This is a genomic window from Actinomycetota bacterium, from assembly GCA_030774015.1.
Classification (GTDB): domain Bacteria; phylum Actinomycetota; class UBA4738; order UBA4738; family JACQTL01; genus JALYLZ01.
Genome location: JALYLZ010000101.1, coordinates 1 through 17025 on the forward strand (window position 1 = coordinate 1; position 17025 = coordinate 17025).

A 17025-nucleotide genomic window follows, 5' to 3' on the forward strand; every position below is an offset into this window, starting at 1 on the left:
GGCGAGCTGGCCGGCCGCCGCCGTGCTGCTCAGGGAGGCCCTCGACGAGGCCGGGGAGGACCCGGCGCTGCGGGCCGGGATCGAGCAGGGGCTGGGGTACGCGGGCCTGTTCACGGGCGACCTCGCCGCCGCGGAGCCGCACGCCCGGTCCGCCCTCGATCTGGCGGAACGGGCCGGCGACCCGGCGGCGATCGCGGAGGCGCTCCAGTTCGTCGGCTACGTCGACTTCGTCCTGGGGCGCGGGCTCGACGCGGGACTGTTCGACCGGGCCGTCGCGCTGGAGCGCCAGACCGAGGACCATTGGATGCGGAACGTGCGCCCCACGTTCACCCGGGCACAGCTCCTCAAGTACTCGGACCAGTTCGACGCCGCGCGGTCGGGCTTCGAGGAGCTCCTGGAGGACGCGGCGACACGGGGCCAGGAGCACCCCCTGCCGGTGCTCCACTACCACCTGGCCGAGCTGGAGTGCTGGGCCGGTGACTGGCAGGCTGCCGACGCCCACGCGGAGGCCAGCCTGGAAGCCGCCCTCCAGACCGGGATGGGCTTCTACCGAACGATGGCCCTGTACGCGAGGGCGCTGGTCGACGCCCACCGGGGGATGGTGGAACCGGCGCGGTCCGCCGCGAGGGAAGGCCTGGCCCTGGCTGAGAACGTCGGCGCCGTGACCACCCAGATCCAGTGCCTGTCGGTCCTGGGATTCCTGGAGCTGTTCATGGGGAGCCCGGCCGGCGCCCACCGCCAGCTGGGACCTGCCGCGGAGCTGCTCGCGAAGATGGGGGTGGAGGAGCCAGGCGCGTTCCGGTTCGTCCCCGACGAGGTGGAGTCGCTGGTGGCCCTGGGCCGGCTCCAGGAGGCGACCGCGATGCTCGATCCGTTCGAGGAACGGGCCCGCCGACTGGACCGGGCGTGGGCGCTGGCCACGGGAGCCCGGTGCCGGGGTCTGCTCCTGGCGGCGTCGGGGGACGTCACCGGCGCGCTCGAGGCGCTGGAGGCCGCACTGGGGCACCACGATCGCGTTCCCGAGCCCTTCGCCCTGGCCAGGACGCTGTTCGCCGCGGGACGGGTCCGGCGCCGGGCCAAGCTGAAGCGGGAGGCCCGCGAGTCGTTCGAGCAGGCGTTGGAGATCTTCCGACGGCTGGGTGCGGAGCCGTGGGCGGAGCGGGCCGGGCGGGAGGCACGGCGAGTCGGCGCCCGGGGGCCCGACCGCTTCGCCCTCACCGCCACGGAGGAGCGTGTGGCCTCGCTGGTGGTGCAGGGCAACACCAACCAGCAGGTCGCGGACGCCCTGTTCATGAGCGTGAACACGGTGGAGTGGAACCTCTCGAAGATCTACCGGAAACTCGGCGTACGGTCTCGCACGGAGCTGGCCGCGAAGATCGGCGGAGGCGAGCCGTCAGGCTGAGCGAGTCAGGCTGAGCGAGCGCCCGACGCCCGGCGGGCGGGCGGGTGGACGAACAGGATCAGGGCCAGCGCGACCACCAGCACGCCCAGGAAGGCCCAGCGCGGCCCGCGCTCCAGGTCGCCGAACCCTCGAAGCGTGCCGACCACCGCGCCCAGGACGAGCGCGGCGGCGCCAAACACGAATGGCTCGCCCTCCACGGCCGGGCGAATGGCCGCCCACAGGCAGGCGAACGCCACCACCATCGACCACACGCCCAGGAACCGCCCGCCGAGCGGCGGCGGTGCGAACGGCAGCCACGCCCCCGAGCCGACGGGGTCGATCCACAGCGAGACCGCTCCGACGATGCCAGCGACGGTCAGCACGAGCAGGATGGCCCGGGCCCACAACGGCAGACCCGGCCCCGGCCCGACCGCCCCCAACCGCCAGCCGCCGGCGAAGGGCAGCACGACGAACACGACGGAGGCCGCGATGAACACGGCCAGCCACAGCACGGCTTGCCACCGCCCGAAGTCGAACACGCTCTTGTTGATGAGCGTGTAGCCGAGGGTCGGCACCGCAAACACGATGCCCATGAGGCACAGGCCTCGGCCGGCCGCCGCCGCTCGCGACCGGCTGTAGGCGAACGCCGCCGCCACCCCCACGAAGAACCCTCCACAGATCGCCGCCAGGGGAGGCGGTCCCAGCCCCCACGCGAAGAAGCTCGCCGTCGATCCGGGAATGGCCAACAGCAGCACCCCAGCGACGGCCGACAGCACGGCCAGTACGCCCAGGACGACCTTCAGCACTCCCAGGGCACCCGCCCCGCGCGCAACGCCCGCTTCCCCCGAAGCCTCGATCGCCATGCGACCTCCCTCCGCGTCAGTACCGGTCGAACAGGATCCGTCGCTTCACGTCCTGGATGGCCTTGGTCACCTTGATGCCGCGGGGGCACGCTTCCGTGCAGTTGAACGTGGTCCGGCACCGGAACACGCCGGTCTTCTCGGACAGGATCCGCAGGCGCTCCCGCTCGCCGTGGTCCCGCGAATCGAAGATGAACCGGTGCGCGCTCACGATGGCCGCCGGGCCGATGTACTCCTCGTCGCCCCAGAAGATGGGGCACGACGTGGTGCACGCGGCGCACAGGATGCACTTGGTGGTGTCGTCGAAGGCCACTCGTTCTTCGGGCGACTGGAGGCGTTCCCGGTCGGTGGTCTCCTCGTCGTTGATCAGGAACGGGAGCATCCGCTTGTAGCCGGCGAAGAACGGCTCCATGTCCACGATCAGGTCCTTCAGGACGGGCAGGCCCCGGATCGGCTCCACCGTCACACGCGGCGCCACCTGCTTCACCAGCACCTTGCAGGCCAGGCGGTTCTTCCCATTGATGAGCATTGCGTCGGAGCCGCAGACGCCGTGGGCGCACGACCGACGCAGCGCCAGCGACCCGTCCCGGTACCACTTCACGTAGTGCAGCGCGTCCAGCAGCCGGTCGGAAGGTTCCGCGTCGACCACGTGCTCGTCCCACCACGGGTCCGGCCGGACCTCGGGGTTGTAGCGGCGGATCCGGAGGGTGAGCGAGACCTTGCCGGTGACCTCGGGGCCGCCCTCTCGCCTCGCACCGGGCTCTCGCGGCGGGCCCTCGCCGACCTCGACGACCTCGCCGTGGCCCTCCAGCATGACGTCCTCCAGCACCCGCCCGAGCGGTGGAATGCGGCGCTCGTCGTCGGGGTCCACGTCTAGTACTTCCTCTCCATGGGGATGTAGGGCCCGAGCTTCACGTCCTTGTACTCCAGCCTCACCACGCCCTCGCCCTCCCGGTACGCCAGCGAGTGCTTCAGCCAGTGATCGTCGTCTCGCAGCGGATGGTCGTCACGGTAGTGGCCGCCGCGGCTCTCGTCGCGGGCCAGCGCCCCCGCCGCCACGGTCTCCGCGATCTCGAGGAGGAACCCCAGCTCCACGGCCTCCATGAGCTCGGTGTTGAACCGCTTCCCCCGGTCGTGCATCCCCACCAGGTGGTAGCGGTCCCGGAGGGTCTGGAGCCGAGAGTGAAGCGTGCGCAGGCCCTCCTCGGTCCGGACCACGCCGCACAGGTCGAACATGTGGCGCTGGAGCTCGGACCGGATGTCGGCGGCGAACTCGAGGCTGGGGCCGGTGAGCAGTCGGCGGAGCATCCGTTCCGTGTCCGCCTCGGGATTCTCCGGCAGCGTGGGCTGGCCGGATGCCTCCGCGAACTCGGCCATGGCCATCCCGCCGCGCCGGCCGAACACCACGATGTCGAGCAGGGAGTTCGTGCCCAACCGGTTCGCGCCGTGCACGGACACGCACGCGCACTCGCCCGCCGCGTACAGGCCCGGCACCGGGGTCTCCTCAGGGCCCGTAACCACGCGGGCGTCGGTGTCCGTGGGGATGCCCCCCATCGCGTAGTGCGCGGTGGGCTGGATCGGCACCGGCTCGGTGGTGGGCTCCACCCCCAGGTAGATCCGGGCGAACTCGGTGACGTCCGGGATCTTGGTCTCGATGACCTCGCGGGGGAGGTGGCGGACGTCGAGGTGCACGTAATCGCTCCCGTCGACCCCGCGTCCCTCCTTGATCTCCTGGTAGATGGCGCGGCTGACCATGTCGCGCGGCGCCAGGTCCTTGATGGTGGGCGCGTAACGCTCCATGAACCGTTCGCCCTGGCCGTTCAGCAGGATGCCGCCCTCGCCCCGGACGGCCTCGGAGATCAGGATGCCCATCTTGTAGATCCCCGTGGGATGGAACTGGTACATCTCCATGTCCTCGAGGGGGATCCCGCGCCGGTAGCAAACTGCCGGCCCGTCGCCGGTCAGCGCGTGCGCGTTCGAGGTGATCTTGAAGATGCGCCCGTAGCCGCCGGTGGCGAACAGGATGGCCTTGGCCCGGAACACGTGCAGCTCGCCGGTGGCCAGCTCGTACGCGACGACCCCAGCGGCCGCGCCGTCCACCATGACCAGGTCGAGCACGTAGAACTCGTTGAAGAACCGGACGTCCCGCTTGATGCACTGCTGGTACAGGGTCTGAAGGATCATGTGCCCGGTCCGGTCGGCCGCGTAGCACGCCCGGCGCACCGGTCCCTCGCCGTGGTTGCGGGTGTGCCCGCCGAACCGCCGCTGGTCGATCTTCCCCTCCGGGGTCCGGTTGAACGGGAACCCCCAGTGCTCCAGCTCGATGACCCGGTCCACGGCCTCGCGGCACATGATCTGGGCGGCGGGCTGGTCCACCAGGTAGTCGCCGCCCTTCACCGTGTCGAAGGTGTGCCACTCCGGGTTGTCCTCCTCCACGTTCCCGAGGGCGGCACACATCCCGCCCTGCGCGGCCCCGGTGTGCGAGCGGGTGGGGTACAGCTTCGAGATCACCGCCGTGCGGACGCGGCCGGCGCACTCGATGGCGGCGCGCAGCCCCGCCCCGCCGGCGCCCACGATCACCGCGTCGTACGTGTGGGTGGTGGTCACTCGGTCACGCGTTCACTTCGTGATGGGGAAGTTGTTGGCGTTGAACGTGAACACCACCACCGAGCCCAGCACGAACATGGTGAAGGCCACGATGTTGAAGAACCACGTGATGGCGAACCGGGGACCCGGCCGCCGGATGTAGTCGAGGACCACGGTGCGGAGCCCGTTCGCGCCGTGCAGCAGGGCGAGGGAGAGCATCATCCAGTCCCAGGCCCGCCAAAACGGGTGCTGCCAGCGAAGGGCCACGAACCCGAAGTTCACCCGGCCCACCCCGCCCCCGAACGCATGCATGATCAGGACGTGGCCGACGGCCAGCACCAGCAGCAGGATCCCGCTCATACGCATGAACAGCCAGGCCCACAGCTCGTAGCCGCCCACCGGCCGTTCCCGTCCCGTGTAGTAGCCGCGGACCGTGCCCGTGGGCGGCGAGGGAGGGCGGGACCCAGGACGATCGGTCCGCAGCGCCATCAGTGGATCAGCAGGTCGATGATGTCCCGCCACATCAGGAAGGTGATCGGGGCCATGCTCCCGACGACCACGGCGGCGGTGATCCAGGACAGCAGGCGCTGGTGCAGCACGGCGTTCGCCCAGAAGTCGAGGAGCAGGACCCGGACGCCGTTCACGGCGTGGTAGATGACCATCCCGACCAGGATCCACTCCAGGATCCGCACGCCGGGGTTGTGGTACACGGACAGGACCCGGTTGTACGCCTTGGGCCCCCACCCGATCACGGCGGTGTCCACCACGTGGGCGAACAGGAACAGGATGATGCCGACGCCGGTGACGCGGTGCAGGATCCAGGCCCACTGGCCCTCGCGGCCGCGGTAGAGGGAACCCAGCTCGCTTCGTCGTCGCGCCACGCGTGCCTGCCTCCCGGACGAGCACGCGGGAGTCTATACGCAACGTCCTCGACCACGTTCCCCGGTAGCGGTCTCCACGCCCATCGCGGGGGGGCCGTTCGTGTGTCACCGGGGCCGCCTACCATGGAAGGCAACGCCATGGCAGGGCCTCGACGCGCCGTCGCCAGCGATCCGCTCGAACGCTTCTCGGAGCTGACCCGGGCCTGGTTCGGTTCGGCCTTCGCCATGCCCACGCCGGCCCAAGTGGGGGCGTGGGAGGCCATCGCCCGGGGCGAGCACACCCTGGTGGTCGCACCGACAGGTTCGGGGAAGACGCTGGCCGCGTTCCTGTGGGCCATCGACCGGACGGCGACTGCCGTGCCTGCGCCGGCAGCCGCGCAGCGCCTGCGCACGCTGTACGTCTCGCCGATGAAGGCGCTGGCCGTGGACATCGAGCGGAACCTCCGGTCCCCGCTGGTCGGGCTCCGGGCCCACGCCGGGCGACTGGGGCTGCCGGAACCGGACGTCCGCACGGCCATCCGCACCGGCGACACGCCACCCGAGGACCGCCGGCAGTTCCTGAAGCAGCCCCCCGACATCCTGATCACCACGCCGGAGTCGCTGTTCCTGCTGTTGACCTCGCAGGCCCGCGAGGCGCTGCGTTCGGTCGAGACGGTGATCCTGGACGAGATCCACGCGGTGGCAGGAACCAAGCGGGGCGCCCACCTCGCGCTGTCCGTGGAGCGGCTGGAAGAGCTCCTGGAACGCTCGCCGCAGCGCATCGGGCTGTCGGCGACGGTGCGGCCGGTGGAGGAGGTGGCCCGCTTCCTGGGCGGAGGGCGTCCGGTCACCGTGGTGCAGCCGCCGTCGGACAAGCGGTTCGAGCTCACCGTCGAGGTGCCGCTCGAGGACATGACCGATCCCGGGGCCGGGTTCGACCCCCCGCAGGAAGAGCGCCCGACGCGCCGCGGCCCGATCTTCGGGCAGTCGGGGATGACCGGGCCGACCACGGAGCCGAAGGAGCGCACCAGCACCTGGCCGGCCATCGACCGGCGCCTCCTCGAGCTGATCCGGGCTCACCGCTCCACCATCGTGTTCGCCAACTCCCGTCGCCTGGCCGAGCGCCTGTGCGCGCGGGTCAACGAGCTGGCCGGGGAGGATGTGGCCCGGGCTCACCACGGCTCGGTCAGCCGGGAGCAGCGCGTGGAGATCGAGGAAGCTCTCAAGGCCGGTCGCATCCCGGCCGTGGTCGCCACCAGCTCGCTGGAGCTCGGGATCGACATGTCCGCGGTGGACCTGGTGGTGCAGGTCGAGGCGCCGCCGTCGGTGGCCAGCGGCCTTCAGCGCATCGGCCGGTCCGGCCACGGCGTGGGAGACGTGTCGAAGGGCGTGGTGCTGCCGAAGTTCCGGGGCGACCTGGTGGAGTGCGCGGTGGTGGTGCAGCGCATGCGGGCCGGCGCCATTGAGGCCCTGCGGTATCCACGGAACCCGCTCGACGTGCTGGCTCAGCAGGTCGTGGCCATGGTGGCCATGGACGACTGGGACGCGGACGAGCTGGAGGCCGTGGCGAAGCGGGCGGCGAACTTCGCGGACCTTCCTCGAAGCGCGTTCGAGGGCGTGCTGGACATGCTCTCCGGGAGGTACCCGAGCGACGAGTTCGCGGAGCTCCGGCCCCGGCTGACCTGGGACCGGGTGGAGAACCGGCTGACCGCCCGCCCGGGCGCCCAGCGGCTCGCGGTGACCTCCGGCGGGACCATCCCCGACCGGGGGCTGTTCGGCGTGTTCCTGGCCGCGTCCGGCGAGAAGCCGGTCCGGGTGGGCGAGCTGGACGAGGAGATGGTGTACGAGTCCCGCCCCGGCGACGTGTTCGTGCTGGGCGCGTCCAGCTGGCGGATCGAGGAGATCACCCACGACCGGGTGCTGGTGACCCCGGCTCCCGGGGTTCCGGGCCGGATGCCGTTCTGGCACGGCGACGCGCCGGGGAGGCCCGTGGAGCTGGGGAGGGCTGTCGGCGCGTTCCTGCGGGAGCTGGGCGGCATGAGGCCCGAGGCGCAGCTGGCGCGCCTGCAGGATGGCGGCCTGGACGAGTTCGCCGCGCAGAACCTCGTCCAATACCTCGCCGAGCAGAGGGACGCCACCGGCGTGCTGCCGGACGACCGGACCATCGTGATGGAGCGCTTCCGCGACGAGCTGGGCGACTGGCGGGTGTGCATCCACTCGCCGTTCGGCGCGCGGGTGCACGTCCCGTGGGCCCAGGCCATCGAGGCCCGGGTCCGGGAGCGCCTCGGCCTGGAGGTCCAGACCATGGTGGACGACGACGGCATCGTGGTCCGCCTGCCGGAGGCCGACGAGGCGCCGCCCGCCGAGTCGGTGCTGTTCGAGCCGGAGGAAGTGGAGGAGCTGGTCACCGACGCCGTGGGCGGCTCGGCGCTGTTCGCCAGCCGGTTCCGCGAGGCCGCCGCCCGCGCGTTGCTGCTGCCCCGGCGCCGGCCGGGGTCGCGCACGCCGCTGTGGCAGCAGCGCCAGCGAAGCTCCTCACTGCTCCAGGTGGCCTCGCGGTACGGCACGTTCCCGGTGATCCTGGAGACCTTCCGGGAGTGCCTCCAGGACGTGTTCGACCTGCCCGGGCTGGCCGAGCTGATGGACGCGATCCGGCGCCGCGAGATCCGGATCGTCGAGGTGGACACGCAGGCTCCCTCGCCGTTCGCGTCGTCGCTGCTGTTCGGATACGTGGCCTCGTTCATGTACGAGGGCGACGCGCCGCTGGCCGAGCGCAGAGCGCAGGCGCTGTCGCTGGACCGGCGGGTCCTGGCCGAGCTGCTGGGCCGGGAGGAGCTCCGCGAGCTCATCGACCCGGCGGTGCTCACCCAGCTCGAGCTGGACCTCCAGCTCCTGTCGGACGAACGGAAGATCCGGGGGCCCGACGCGCTGCACGACGCGCTGCGCACGCTCGGCGACCTGAGCGCCGAGGAGGCCCTGGGCCGAAGCGCCGACCCCGGCGCCGCGCTGGGGTGGCTCGACGACCTGGAGTCGGCGCACCGGGCCATACCGCTGCGGGTGGCCGGGCAGGAGCGCTGGACCGCGGCGGAGGACGCGTCACGGTTCCGCGACGCCCTGGGGGTGGCTTTGCCTCCGGGGATCCCCGCCGCGTTTCTGGAGCCGGTGGAGGACCCGCTGGGGGATGTGGTGGGACGCTTCGCGCGAACCCACGGGCCTTTCACGGAGGGCGAGCCGGCGGCCCGGCTGGGGCTGGGGGTCTCCGTGGTCAGGGACACGCTGCGCAGGCTGGCCGGCGATGGGCGTGTGGTGCGGGGAGAGTTCCGCCCCGGACGGGGGAGCGAGTGGGTGGACGCGGAAGTCCTGCGCCGTCTTCGTCGCCGGTCTATCGCCGTGCTCCGAAAGGAGGCCGAACCGGTTCCGCAGGAGGCGCTGGCCAGGTTCCTCCCGGCGTGGCACGGCCTCGGGCGGTCCGGGCCATTCGCCTTTCACCTGGAGGCACTGCTGCGCGTCGTCGAGCATCTCCAGGGCGCGTTCGTCCCGGCGTCGGTCCTGGAGCAGCAGGTGCTGCGGGTGCGCCTGCCCGGCTACCAGCCGGCGCTCCTGGACCAGCTGTGCTCGGCCGGCGAGGTGGTATGGGCGGGGAGCGGCGCGATCGGGAGCGACGACGGCTGGGTCACGCTGCTGACGGCGGAGCAGGCCGTGGTGATGCTCCCCGAGCCGTCGGCCTCGGCGGAGGAGCTCTCGCCCGTCGCCGCGGGCATCCGTGATGCGTTGGCCAGTCGAGGTGCCCTGTTCTTCCGCCAGATCGTCGACGCGGTCGGGTCGATCGACGACCGGGAAGTGCTGCTTGGCCTGTGGGAGCTGGTCTGGGCCGGACTGGTCACGAACGACACGCTGGCGCCGCTTCGAGCCCTGGCAGCGGGAGGCACGCGTCCCCGCCGGGCCCCACGGCCGCGGCACGGCCGCCGGGGGCCGCCGCTGCCCTCGCGGATGGGGCCGCCCGCTGCGGGGGGCCGGTGGAGCCTGCTTCCCGACCGAACGGCCAACGCAACCGTACGGTTGCACGCGCTGGCCGGGCAGCTGCTGTCGCGCCATGGGGTGCTGACCCGCCCGGCCGTGGCGTCCGAGCGGGTCCCCGGCGCGTTCTCCGGGGTCTACCCGGTGCTCCGGGCGATGGAGGAGGCGGGGAGGGTCCGGCGCGGCTACTTCGTCGAAGGCCTGGGCGGGGCTCAGTTCGCCGTGGCGGGAGCGGTGGACCGGATGCGGTCGCTGGCCGAGCAGCCGCCGGTCCCGGAGACGCTGGTCCTGGCGGCGTGTGATCCGGCCAACCCGTACGGTGCGGCGCTGGCGTGGCCGGACCGCGGAGGCACCGAACCGGATCGGCCCGGCCACCGCCCCGGACGGAAGGCCGGCGCCGCGGTCGTGCTGGTGGACGGGCGCCTCGTGCTGTACGTGGAGAAGGGCGGCCGCACGGTCCTCACCTTCACCGACGAGCCGTCGTCGCTCCAGCCGGCGGTCGACGCCCTCACCCTGTCGGTGAGGGAAGGGTTCCTGGGCCGGATCGCGGTGGAACGGGCGGACGGCGGCGACGTGTTCGACACGCCTCTCGCCCTGCTGTTGGCGGAGGCCGGGTTCACGCTCTCGCCGCGCGGATTGCGGCTCCGCACCTAGCAAGGCCCGGCCGGTGCCCGAAGGCGACAACATCTACGCCCTGGCGGCCCGGCTGGACGCCGCGCTGGCGGGCCAGACGCTTCGCCGCACCGACTTCCGCCTTCCGTCTCTCGCCACCGCCGATCTGGCCGGCCAGGCCGTGGCGGGAGCCGCTGCGCGGGGCAAGCACTTGCTGGTTCGGACCGACGGCGGGCTCACCATTCACAGCCACCTCGAGATGGACGGCGCCTGGGAGCTGTTCCGGCCCGAGCGACCTTGGCGCGGTCCGGCCTTCGAGATCCGCGTGGTGCTGCACACCGATCCATGGACCGCGGTGGGCTACCGGCTTCCGGTCCTGGAGGTCCTGCCCACCGATCGGGAGGAGGAACGGCTCGCCCACCTGGGCCCGGACGTCCTGGGCCCGGACTGGGACGCGGCGGAGGCGCTGCGGCGCTTGGGGGGCGACCCCCGCCGCGAGGTCGGGGTCGCGCTGATCGACCAGCGGGTCATGGCTGGACCGGGCAACGTCTACAAGTGCGAGGCCCTGTTCCTGCGTGGAGTCCACCCGCGTGTGGCGGTCGGCGACGTCCCGGACCTCGAACGGCTGGTCGACATGGTCAAGCGCCTGATGGAGGCGAACCGCGACCGGCCGGCGCGTGTCACCACCGGCGACACCCGCCCCGGCCGCCGCCTGTGGGTGTACGGCCGGGCCGGCAAGCCCTGCCTGCGCTGCGGCACCCCCGTCCAGAGCATCCGCCAGGGGGCGAGCAGCCCGCCGAGCGCGTGACCTACTTCTGCCCATCCTGCCAACCGCAGCGGTCGTAGCCGGCGATCAGGCCTTCGACTTCGTGCAGGGCTTGCCGGCCGGGCAGGTCACCTTCAGGCCGGAGTCGAAGGTCGACGAGACCGAGCCGCCTGCTTCCTTCACGACATCCGTCGTGGGGAAGCCCAGCTTCCACGCGCCGCCGCGGGCCAGGAAGTAGTCGAGGACGCGGCCGTGGAGCTCGTGGGCGCCGGGACCGGCCTTGAAGTAGATGGCGCCGCCGTCGAATCGGGCGGTGCGGCCGCCCAGCTTGGGCAGGGTCTTCACCCCGGTCCGGGGAAGGCCCAGCACGCTCGCGTCCTCGCCGAGCGCAAGGTATTTCCCTTCGATCGAGCCGTGCAGCCACACCGTCGTGCCCGGGCCGTCGTTGCGGTAGATGGCGCCGTCGGCGAAGCGCTGGACGGCACCGCCGTCGACCTTCAGCCGGGCCGACGCCGGAAGGCCCGGCGCGCAGCCCAGGCGGTCGTACAGCCCGCGGATGTCGCCGGTCACGTTCCGGTTCGAGCCGATCCACACACGGTCGTCCAGCAACCCCAGGGCCGAGCGGAACTCGGCCCCGGAGAGGGTGATCCGACCCGACTTCCCGACGACGGTGATGGAGATGATCCGGCCGGACACGCCGCGGGTGACGCCCTCGAATCGCTGGACCGCCCCCAGGTCCGCGCCGGTCGCCGAACCGATGTCCGCGCCCATGGCCTTCGCCGTGAAGGTCCGCTCCCACACCCGGTTGGGGTTGGCGGGCGTGTAGTCGCCGGGGTCGCACACGCCCCGCAGGTAGGGGAGCGCGCTCCCGGGCCACACGTTCTCGTTGTTCTCGGTGAAGCCTCCGCTGGAGGAGGTGTAGTTCGCCTGGATCACCTTCCCCCCGAGCAGGACGACCTTGCCGGCCGTGGCGTTGACGGCCGCCACCCACCGCCCCCCGTCGGTGGCCGCCTCCTTGTCCCACCCCAGGTAGACTTGGTCGAGGGTGCTGGCGTACAGCCCGCAGTTGCAGCCAGGGAGGTGCTGCCCGACCTGGAGGACCTTCTCCACCGCGTAGGTCCGCGCCGCGATGGCCTGGGCCTGGAGCGCGGCCACGGGCCACTCGCTGGGGACCTCTCCCAGCCCGTACAGGTACTGCTCGGTGGGGACGTCGGCGACGGCCCGGAGGTGCTGGGCGCAGCCGTCGCACGCCGGGTACAGGTTCAGCTCGATCCAGCCGCGCGCGTAGGCGTGGCCGGCCTCCGCCAGGCGAACCCGGGAACCCAGCGGGTCGTACCGAACGAACAGGTCCTGGGAGGGCCCGCCCACGGGCACTCCCACGGGCTTTCCCTTGCCGTTGGTGATCCGGTAGTGCCCGTTCGAGATGTCGACGGTCCAGGTCGCGCCGTCCGGGACGGTCCCGACGAGGTCGCCGCTGTTCGGCTGGCCCAGCCGCAGCTCCACCTTTCCGCCCTCCGCCGCGAGGTGCAGCATCTTCCGGCCCTGGACCAGCCCGACCCGCAGCCGGTCGGGAGCCTTCGGCGTGGAGGCGACCCGCGTCCCGGAGTAAAAGTGGGTGAGGATCCGGGTGGCGCTCCAACCGTCCAGGGCCAGGCCGTACGCGCCGTACTGCGACAGGCCCACGCCATGGCCCCATCCCGAGCCGTACATCCGAAAGGTCTTCGCCTTACCGGCTGCGGTGGCCGCGGTGCTTGCGGTGTCCGTGGTGCTTGCGGTGTCCGTCGTGGCCGTGCCCGAGCCCGTGGAAGCGCTCACGCCGAGCGAGCCCCACACCAGCGAGGCGGCGGCGATGGCGGTGACCAGGAAGACGTGTCGGGTTCTCATTGGGGGCGTCGTACCGGGATCCGAAGGCCCGACCCGGCCTGTTGGGGGTCGGGAGGACATTTCACTTCAAAGGGACGGTTCCGACAACCACACGGCGGGCGCGGCGGTGTCGGGGGTGTGAACGTCCGGCCAACGGTCGGATCCTGTCCGTTTGTGAGCATCGATCCCCGGGTAGCGATTGGCCGCACGATCTCGCCCGCACACCAGGAGAAACGACGATGCACCTTCGCCGCATGCTCGTTCCCGCGCTGGCCGGCCTCCTCGTCCCGCTGCTCGTGCCGGCTCCCACCGCCGCGGCCTCCGCCTCGGCGCCGGCAACGTCCGCCCTCGCCGCCCACATCCAGCACGTCGTGGTGCTGATGCAGGAGAACCGCTCGTTCGACACGTACTTCGGCAAGCTGCATTACGAGGGGCAGCCCAAGACGGAGGCCGAGCCGCCCAACGCCTCCAACCCCAATCCGCTCGACCCGAGCGCTCCGCCCATCCGGGCGTTCCACAAGACCAACTACTGCGAGGTCGCGGACCTGGACCACTCGTAGAACGGGGCCCACGAGGAATGGGACAACGGGAAGGTGGACGGGTTCACCGCGGCGAACACGGTGTCCCAGGACCCCACGGGCAGCCGCACCATGGGCTACTACGACAAGCGCGACCTGCCCTTCTACTACGCGCTGTACAGCACGTTCGCCACCAGCGACCGGTACTTCTCGTCGGTGCTCAGCCAGACCTTCCCCAACCGGTTCTACCTGCTGGCGGGGACGTCGTTCAGCCACATCCGAAACGACCTCCCGCCGGCGGACGGGTTCACACAGCCCACCATCTTCAACCTGCTCGACGCCGCCGGGATCACGTGGCGCATCTACTACTCCCAGATCCCCTTCGCCTACGAGTTCTCCTACGTCCGCGACCACTCGGCCGGGCACGTCTTCCCGATCGACCAGTACTACACCGACGCGGCGGCCGGGGCGCTGCCGCAGGTGTCGTTCGTGGACCCGATCTTCGTCGCCCAGGCCAACGTGGAGACCGACGAGCACCCCGCCTCCAACATCCAGGTGGGGGAGCAGTTCGTCTCGCAGGTGACCAACGCGCTGTTCGCCAGCCCGAACTGGAGCTCCTCGGCGATGTTCCTGACCTACGACGAGAACGGTGGCTTCTACGACCACGTCGCGCCGCCGGCCGCGCCGGTGCCCGACGGCATCCCGCCCATGCTGGAGCCCGGTGACACGCCGGGGGCCTTCGACCGCTACGGGTTCCGGGTGCCGGTGGCGGTGATCTCGCCGTACACGAAACCGCACTACGTCTCGCACGTCGTGGAGGATCACACGTCCATCCTCCGGTTCATCGAGACGCGCTTCGGGCTGCCGGCCCTCACCAACCGCGACGGCAACGCGAACCCGATGCTCGAGTACTTCGACTTCTCGCACGCGGCGTTCGCGACGCCCCCCACGCTGCCGGCGGCACCGCTCGACCCGGCCCAGGTGGCGGCGTGCATGGCCGCACCTCCGCCCGGCGGGTTCTGAGCCTGCCCGGCCTCAGCCCACCCGCAGCGCGACCATGACGCCGTCGCGGGTGGGGACGATGGTGGAGAGGTAGCCCTCGTCGTCGGCGATCATCCGGTTGTGCCGGCGGATGGCCTCGGTCCACTCCGGCCGGTCGTCATCCTCGGCTGACCCCTCGACCACCCGCCCCGACCACAGCACGTTGTCGCAGATGTACAGGCCGCCCGGCCGGATGCGCTGGCGGGCGGCTTGCCACGCCTCCGGATACCCGTGCTTGTCGATGTCGCAGTACACGACGTCGAAGTCACCCTCGGTGGCCTGGAGCGACGCAACGGCGTCCCCGACGCGGAACCGCACCGGCCCGTCCAGCCCGGCCCGGCCCAGGTAGTCCATAGCCTTCCGTTCGTTGTCCGGGTCACCGTCGGTAAGGTGGAGCTCTCCCTCCGGTCCCACGGCCCGCGAGAACCAGTAGCCCGAATAGCCGAACCCCGAGCCGAGCTCGAACACCCGCCGCGCCCCGATGGCCCGAGCCAGGACCTCGATGGTGACGCCGACCAACCTCCCGATGATGGGGAAGTGCCGCTCCTCGCCTTCCCGTTCCATCTCCAGCAGCACGGCCTCGTCGTGCCGAGCGGCCAGCCCACGCATGTACTTCTCGATCGCCGGGTTGACGATGTCCATGTCCAGGCTCCATTTCTCCAGTGGAAGGTCGCACGGCATCCTAGTGGTGTGTCGCGGATTTGGTGATCCGGTCGAGGGTGGCTTGTCCGCGGGCGACTTTGTCGAGGATCTCGTCGGCGGGTTTGGTCCAGACGAAGGGCTCGGGGTTGTCGTTCCAGTGGGAGACCCAGCAGTCGATGCGGGTTTCGAGTTCGGCGACGGAGGTGAAGCTGGTGTTGGTCAAGGCTTTGCGGCTGAGCACGGAGAACCAGCACTCGACGAGGTTGAGCCATGACGAGCTGGTCGGGGTGAAGTGCAGGTGCCAGCGGCGGCGTTTCTTGTGGGCCAGCCAGTCACGGACAGGCTGGCTCTTGTGGGCCGACAGGTTGTCCAAGATGACGTGCAGCTCCAGGTCGGGGTCGACGTGCATGTCGATCCAGCGGAAGAACGCCAGCACGTCACGGCCGGTGTGGGAGCGGCGGGTGTCGTGCAGCACCTCCCCGGAGCCCACGTTCAGCGCGGCGAACAGGTCCAGGGTGCCGTTTCTCTTGTAGTCGTGGGTCATCGTCCCGGCCCGCCCCGGCACCATCGGCAGGGACGGCTGGGTGCGGTCCAGAGCCTGGACCTGGGTTTTCTCGTCGAAACAGAACACCGCTGCGGCAGCCGGCGGGTTCACGTACAGGCCGACCACGTCACGCAGCTTCGACTCGAAGCTCGGGTCTGTGGACAGCTTGAAGGTCTCCACCTTCCACGGCCGGATCCGCCGTGCCTGCCATATCCGGGCCACCGTGTCCTTGCCGATCCCGTACCGGGCCGCCATCGACCTCGTCGACCAGCACGCAGAGCCGTCCTCGGGCACCGTGCGCAACGTGTCATGCACGATCGCTTCCACAACATCGTCGCCGAGCACAACAGGGCGGCCACGCCCCGCCCGGATGCGCCCCACCGCAGCGGTTCCCTCCGCGGCGAACCGGCTACGCCACCGACGGACAGACTTCGGCGTGGACGCGCACCGACGAGCGATCTCGGCGTTCGAAACACCGTCCGTGGCCCACAACAACGCCTTGGCCTGGCGCACCTCCCGAGCCGGCGCGGTGTGCGAACGAGCAAGCCCCTCCAGCTCAGCCCGCTGTCCACCCGTCATCTCCAAAGCCCCAGCCGCAGCCACCGTCCCACCCACACTACAACAGATCACTATTTAAGCGACACATCGCCCGGTGTGGTGGACCCCATCGGCGGTACTCTTGCGAAATGCGACCCCTTCGGTACTCCATCAACGTCACATTGGACGGGTGCTGCGATCATCGTGCAGTCCCCGCGGACGAAGACTTGCATCGTCACGCGGTCGAGAACCTCAACCAGGCCGATGCCCTTCTCTTTGGCCGGGTGACTTACGAAATGATGGAATCAGCGTGGCGGCCGCCGGCGCCGACGGGAGCGAGACCTGATTGGATGGAGCCCTTCGCCCAGACGATCAACGCGGCAAAGAAGTACGTCGTGTCGAGCACCTTGGACCGGGTCGACTGGAACGCGGTGCTCGTGCGCGGTGATCTGGGGAAGGCCGTGTTGCAGCTCAAGCGGAAGTCGGGTAAGGGACTGTTCGTGGGAGGTGTGAGGCTCCCGCTGGCTTTGGCGGAGCTGGGATTGATCGATGAGTACGAGTTCGTGGTGCAGCCCAGGCTAGCGGGCCAAGGGCCGACGTTGTTCGCCGGGCTATCGAAGCATGTCGACTTGAAGCTCGTGAGCCGGCTGGAGTTCGGCTCGGGGGCAGTGGCGATGCGGTACGAGCCGAGACGGTAGCCATCGGGCTTGCTAGCCCGAGCCGGCCGCATCATGGAGCCCTGGTTCGCGGCTCTTGCGCGCCCCACCGCAGCGGTTCCCTCCCGCGGCGGCCCACAAC

14 protein-coding genes and 1 pseudogene are annotated in these 17025 nt (G+C 70.9%); 7 read left to right on the top strand and 8 right to left on the bottom strand.

The features are described 5' to 3' along the window. Window positions 1-1402: tetratricopeptide repeat protein (locus M3Q23_09970; protein ID MDP9342399.1), on the top strand; the 1402-nt coding region annotated here is incomplete at its 5' end. Between the two features lie 5 nt (window positions 1403-1407). On the opposite strand, the gene M3Q23_09975 is transcribed toward M3Q23_09970, so the two are convergent. Genes M3Q23_09975 through sdhC form a run of 5 tightly spaced genes read right to left on the bottom strand, consistent with a single transcriptional unit; the run spans window position 1408 to window position 5708 of the window. Then, window positions 1408-2244, bottom strand: a complete 837-nt coding sequence (locus M3Q23_09975; protein ID MDP9342400.1) for a hypothetical protein — start codon at window positions 2242-2244, stop codon at window positions 1408-1410. A 16-nt stretch (window positions 2245-2260) separates the two neighbouring features. Then, complete coding sequence (locus M3Q23_09980; protein ID MDP9342401.1) at window positions 2261-3112, bottom strand: succinate dehydrogenase iron-sulfur subunit; 852 nt, start codon at window positions 3110-3112, stop codon at window positions 2261-2263. Window positions 3113-3114: 2 nt separating this feature from the next. Then, complete coding sequence (gene sdhA, locus M3Q23_09985) at window positions 3115-4848, bottom strand: succinate dehydrogenase flavoprotein subunit (protein MDP9342402.1); 1734 nt, start codon at window positions 4846-4848, stop codon at window positions 3115-3117. A gap of 12 nt (window positions 4849-4860) precedes the next feature. Then, window positions 4861-5316 carry a succinate dehydrogenase hydrophobic membrane anchor subunit gene (locus tag M3Q23_09990; protein MDP9342403.1) on the bottom strand — a complete coding sequence of 152 codons (456 nt, stop codon included), beginning with the start codon at window positions 5314-5316 and terminating at the stop codon, window positions 4861-4863. Further along, on the bottom strand, window positions 5316-5708 hold the full coding sequence (sdhC, locus tag M3Q23_09995) for a succinate dehydrogenase, cytochrome b556 subunit (protein MDP9342404.1): 393 nt from the start codon (window positions 5706-5708) through the stop codon (window positions 5316-5318). The genes M3Q23_09990 and sdhC overlap by 1 nt, the downstream gene beginning before the upstream one ends. Before the next feature lie 138 nt (window positions 5709-5846). Between sdhC and M3Q23_10000 the strand changes: the two genes are divergently transcribed. The 3 genes and pseudogenes from M3Q23_10000 (at window position 5847) to M3Q23_10010 (ending at window position 11124) form a co-directional block, all read left to right on the top strand. Further along, window positions 5847-10358, top strand: coding sequence for a DEAD/DEAH box helicase (locus M3Q23_10000; protein ID MDP9342405.1), 4512 nt, complete (start codon window positions 5847-5849; stop codon window positions 10356-10358). Window positions 10359-10371: 13 nt separating this feature from the next. Continuing rightward, window positions 10372-10602 (top strand): annotated as a pseudogene (locus M3Q23_10005) (Fpg/Nei family DNA glycosylase). Window positions 10603-10791: 189 nt separating this feature from the next. Then, window positions 10792-11124: a hypothetical protein gene (locus M3Q23_10010; protein MDP9342406.1), complete on the top strand. Its 333-nt coding sequence runs from the start codon at window positions 10792-10794 to the stop codon at window positions 11122-11124. A 45-nt stretch (window positions 11125-11169) separates the two neighbouring features. Here M3Q23_10010 and M3Q23_10015 read toward each other — a convergent pair whose 3' ends face one another. Continuing rightward, the gene (locus tag M3Q23_10015) at window positions 11170-12966 is read right to left on the bottom strand and encodes a SpoIID/LytB domain-containing protein (protein ID MDP9342407.1); all 1797 of its coding nucleotides are present in this window, start codon (window positions 12964-12966) and stop codon (window positions 11170-11172) included. Between the two features lie 218 nt (window positions 12967-13184). Here M3Q23_10015 and M3Q23_10020 point away from each other — a divergent pair, with 218 nt between their 5' ends. Together M3Q23_10020 and M3Q23_10025 are read left to right on the top strand one after the other, a co-directional pair. Continuing rightward, the gene (locus M3Q23_10020) at window positions 13185-13505 is read left to right on the top strand and encodes a hypothetical protein (GenBank protein ID MDP9342408.1); all 321 of its coding nucleotides are present in this window, start codon (window positions 13185-13187) and stop codon (window positions 13503-13505) included. A 33-nt stretch (window positions 13506-13538) separates the two neighbouring features. Next, window positions 13539-14486, top strand: a complete 948-nt coding sequence (locus tag M3Q23_10025) for a hypothetical protein (protein MDP9342409.1) — start codon at window positions 13539-13541, stop codon at window positions 14484-14486. Window positions 14487-14498: 12 nt separating this feature from the next. Here M3Q23_10025 and M3Q23_10030 read toward each other — a convergent pair whose 3' ends face one another. Beyond that, the gene (locus M3Q23_10030) at window positions 14499-15146 is read right to left on the bottom strand and encodes an O-methyltransferase (GenBank protein ID MDP9342410.1); all 648 of its coding nucleotides are present in this window, start codon (window positions 15144-15146) and stop codon (window positions 14499-14501) included. A gap of 40 nt (window positions 15147-15186) precedes the next feature. Further along, window positions 15187-16269 (bottom strand): IS630 family transposase, encoded by a 1083-nt coding sequence (locus M3Q23_10035; GenBank protein ID MDP9342411.1) that lies wholly within the window; start codon window positions 16267-16269, stop codon window positions 15187-15189. A 107-nt stretch (window positions 16270-16376) separates the two neighbouring features. Between M3Q23_10035 and M3Q23_10040 the strand changes: the two genes are divergently transcribed. Beyond that, the gene (locus M3Q23_10040) at window positions 16377-16925 is read left to right on the top strand and encodes a dihydrofolate reductase family protein (GenBank protein MDP9342412.1); all 549 of its coding nucleotides are present in this window, start codon (window positions 16377-16379) and stop codon (window positions 16923-16925) included. Window positions 16926-17025 lie beyond the last annotated feature (100 nt).